The sequence below is a fragment of the Halobacillus sp. BAB-2008 genome, assembly GCF_000328325.1.
Lineage (GTDB): Bacteria > Bacillota > Bacilli > Bacillales > Halobacillaceae > Halobacillus.
On record NZ_ANPF01000092.1, the window covers coordinates 1 to 3,564 of the forward strand.

General features: G+C 47.0%; 5 protein-coding genes. All 5 read left to right on the forward strand.

Annotated features, from left to right (window positions below; all coding sequences use genetic code 11):
• Positions 1-646 precede the first annotated feature (646 nt).
• On the forward strand, positions 647-1,102 hold the full coding sequence (locus tag D479_RS18140) for an IDEAL domain-containing protein (RefSeq protein WP_008639974.1): 456 nt from the start codon (positions 647-649) through the stop codon (positions 1,100-1,102).
• A 298-nt stretch (positions 1,103-1,400) separates the two neighbouring features.
• Positions 1,401-1,541 (forward strand): anti-repressor SinI family protein, encoded by a 141-nt coding sequence (locus tag D479_RS20365; protein ID WP_008639976.1) that lies wholly within the window; start codon positions 1,401-1,403, stop codon positions 1,539-1,541.
• 94 nt (positions 1,542-1,635) lie between these two features.
• Positions 1,636-2,832, forward strand: coding sequence for an AraC family transcriptional regulator (locus D479_RS18145; protein ID WP_008639977.1), 1,197 nt, complete (start codon positions 1,636-1,638; stop codon positions 2,830-2,832).
• A gap of 232 nt (positions 2,833-3,064) precedes the next feature.
• The gene (locus D479_RS18150) at positions 3,065-3,301 is read left to right on the forward strand and encodes a helix-turn-helix transcriptional regulator (protein WP_008639979.1); all 237 of its coding nucleotides are present in this window, start codon (positions 3,065-3,067) and stop codon (positions 3,299-3,301) included.
• 42 nt (positions 3,302-3,343) lie between these two features.
• Positions 3,344-3,564, forward strand: a 221-nt coding sequence (locus D479_RS18155) for a hypothetical protein (protein ID WP_039871797.1), incomplete at its 3' end; no start/stop codon positions are given.

Genomic DNA, 3,564 nt, shown 5'->3' on the forward strand with positions numbered 1-3,564 from the left:
ACCGAACCGAAATCAAATTCTACTACGGCGTGAAATCCGGAGCGAAAGCCGACAGCGAAGCACTGCTTGAAGCAGTCAAAGCAACTGTCAACGAACGCCTCCACGCGCTTATCTAAATACAACCGACCCCTTTCCTTAGTGGAAGGGGGTTTTTTTGTATGGGGAAAGGTGTGATGGAAACAGGTGATGATCCTTTGTATAGAGACCGGGCTCCGGGAGTTGGGACGCTTTCCATGGGGCGGCCGGTGAGCCTCCTCATCGCGTTGCTCTTCCGGGGTCTCACCTGTTCCGCTAATCCCATAGGAGTCTGCCCAACTCCCTCCGCCCTTTGCCGTAAGGGGACTTTTTAAGCCTAATGGGCATAGTACATAGGTTCCGTACTTCTCTAACCAATTTGTGATGAGAACCTGCGTGGGCCAAGGACGGGGAGAAGTCGGGGCTTCTGCGGGAAGTAGAGGATAGCTTGAGGGGCTTTCCGTCTTCCTATATGTGAAAAGAGGCCTCCGGCAAGTGTCCCGAACACAGTCACCAAGCGGCAAAAACCTGCATACGAATAGGATTAAAAGGGCTTTCAATTTGTTGACAAATAAGCGATAATAGAATAAAATACTGAAAATTCAGATTTAATAACGAAGGGGTGGGCAACGTGTTGAACATAAAAATGTTAAAACCATACTATGTTAAGGAAGACAAACGCTTTATCCGTGTCGTTCTCGCCTACCAGTACTTTTCCTTATTCATCGATAACGAACTATACCAATTCATCCCGATGGAATCCAGAGAAATCATCATCGACCGAAACAAAAAGCGAGTACACAACGTCTTCGATATCTTCGTCTTCCAACGAGGCAAGAAGATGGTCTACGTCTCCGTGACCGACTTGCTTCAGCTTCCGGAATTCATTACACACCTTCACACGATTGTGTCGCCGTATTACGAAGAGGGGATCGAAATCAGCCAGCAATCATCAAGAGAAGTGAAAGAACTCATCCGTGAATTAGAAAAAAATAATCTTCGGCGCCTCATTGACAGGGCGATCGACGAACAAGATGAAGACGCGTTTCATCTTCTGACAGAGAAATGGAATGCGTTGTACACATGAACCAAGCGGGTATGATCGCTCATGCCTGCTTTTTTATTCCCTGAGAATACTTGTCCTTGTCGCATAGTGAACGTTTTCATGATGAAAAATGTAGAAGGATGAAAGTCTCATCATTTTTTAAAAAATAAAGGAAACTAACTGAAAATAGTTAAAAAATAGTGAATTTAGTTAAAATATTTAACGCATTCATCCATTATAATAAGACTAGATTTACAGGTATAGGAAATTAAGGCACCGAGGGATCATACATAAACGACCCGGGGCCGCAGCGAAACCAAACCAGGGAGGTTGCCGAACAATGAATACAAAACCTGATATGCACGTGCTGGATGAGGAATGGGTGTCCCTGATGAGAGAAGCCAAGGCACAAGGTTTAAGTGTGGAAGACGTCAAGAATTACTTACAACAAGAGCATATAAGATCACGAAAAACCATATAGAAGGAATACACCTCTCCAAACCGGGAGGTGTATTTTTTTCCAAAGTGTTCTAGTATAATAGATAGAAAGTAGGATGGTGGGGGGAGAGGACCGGATGAGTAATCATGAATGGATTCATCTGTTGAAGGATTGCTCACTCGCTTTCCAGATGCCGGTGTTCATGGTCAATGATCAGCCGAAGATGATTTATCATTACCCGGATCACCTGATGCGCCCGCCGCAGTTCGTGCGTGATTCCAATGTGCAGTACGTTAAGGAAAGCAAGAAACACCCCTTCCGTCTCGGTATGTATTCGGATGAGTTCATGCAGAGTTATTTTCTCTATACGATCAAAAGGACCGATATGGAAGTTGTACTTGGTATCGGTCCTTTTTTGTCTAATCAGATAGGAAAGAAGAAGGTGAAGGCGCGGGTCGCGGGCCGCGGGCTTGCGCCGGATGTGGAAGAAACCCTTCTGAACTACTTCGATCAGCTGTCCGTCCTCAGCGAAAGCAGGATCAAAGCGATCGAGCATCTGCTTGTGCAGATTCTGCCGCGGCCGGAACTGTCTTCTTCCTTTAATGAGCAGGCGCAGATGCGCCGCCAGTTGAATGATTATTCACGGACGGTTCCTGCCTATTCGGAAGCGGTCGCTGCGAAAGAGAAGTTCCAGCAGCTGTTCCGGTCAGGATCGCCTGAGGCGGTGGCTGCTTATGCAAATTATAAGAAACTGCTTCAGCCTACCCATTCGGACAGGGACGAGATCCGTTCGGCGAAGAACCAGTTGATCCGGCTGATTACCGAGCTCGGAAACTGGTCCATCGAAGCAGGTTCGCAGCCGGATGAGATCATGTCATTAAACGACTTTTATTTGAATTATTTGGAGACGAGAGAGACGCTCGGGGAAGTGGAAGAGCTCGAGCAGAATGTCTTACGGTCCTTTCTGGAACGGATCGGCGGGACGAATGAAATGCTCCGGTCCTCTCCACTTGTCGAGCGGACGAAACGGTACATATTTGAGAACCTCGGCAGGCACTTGACCTTGAAAAAAATCGCCGATGCGATGAACGTGAACCCGAACTACCTTTCTGGCATTTTCGCACGGGAAGTCGGGGTCGCCATCACTCACTTCATCAATCAGCAGCGGATCGAAGAGGCGAAGGAACTGCTCTCGATAACGAACTACTCGCTGCTTGAAATCAGCACCCTGCTCGGCTACAACAGCCAAAGCTATTTCACACGGGTGTTCAAGGGCGTCGAAGGCATCGGGCCGAAGGAATTCCGGAAGAAATACCAGACCTATGAAGATTAAACAGCCGGGAGGTGCGCCTCCCGGCTGTTTTTTTATGCGAATGTTCTCAAAAAAGAATAATAGAAGAAGAAAATCTGCGAAAAAGCGAGAAATTCCTGCACTTTATGTTCTTAATAATGAAATTTATTCTTTTATTTCCGGTAGGTTTCGTATTATAATATTCTTAATAACGAACATCTTGATTCTATGACCGGCCGGCTGTTCGCTGGTTGATGAAAGTGAGGTTGGAAAAGTGACTTCCATTGGTGAGAAAATCCGTGTCCTTAGAGTGAGCAAAGAGTTGTCCGTCAACGAGTTTGCCAAGAAATCAGGGGTGTCCAAGTCTTATATCAGCAACATTGAACGAGGTGTGCAGAAGAACCCGTCCTTGATCATCATGGGGAAGTTGGCGAAGACGCTCGACGTCTCGCTGGAGGAGCTTTTGACACATAAATATGCGAAAGAACTGCAGCTGGAGGAGAAGGAGTAACTCAGCTTCGAAACGCCGATTAATCTGACAGGTGGTGACATGGTGAGAAACAAGACAATCTTCACAAGAGAAGCGGCGCGAAGGAATATCGCAACCATGTATTTGCCGATCCGTCGTCCAGGCAGCCCGGATATTCTTGTATTGGATCCGATCATCGATCAGTACTCCCAGCTTTTACTGAAGCCGGGGTGGCAGCTCCTCTGTTCCAAAGGGAGCGTTTTTGCTTCAATCAGAGACAGAAACGACATCCCTCGTAACCGGAA

Excerpts from the sequence above, each read along its gene's own strand:
- D479_RS20365 (WP_008639976.1), top strand. The coding sequence starts at position 1,401 with ATGAATACAAAACCTGATATGCACGTGCTGGATGAGGAATGGGTGTCC.
- D479_RS18145 (WP_008639977.1), top strand. The coding sequence starts at position 1,636 with ATGAGTAATCATGAATGGATTCATCTGTTGAAGGATTGCTCACTCGCT.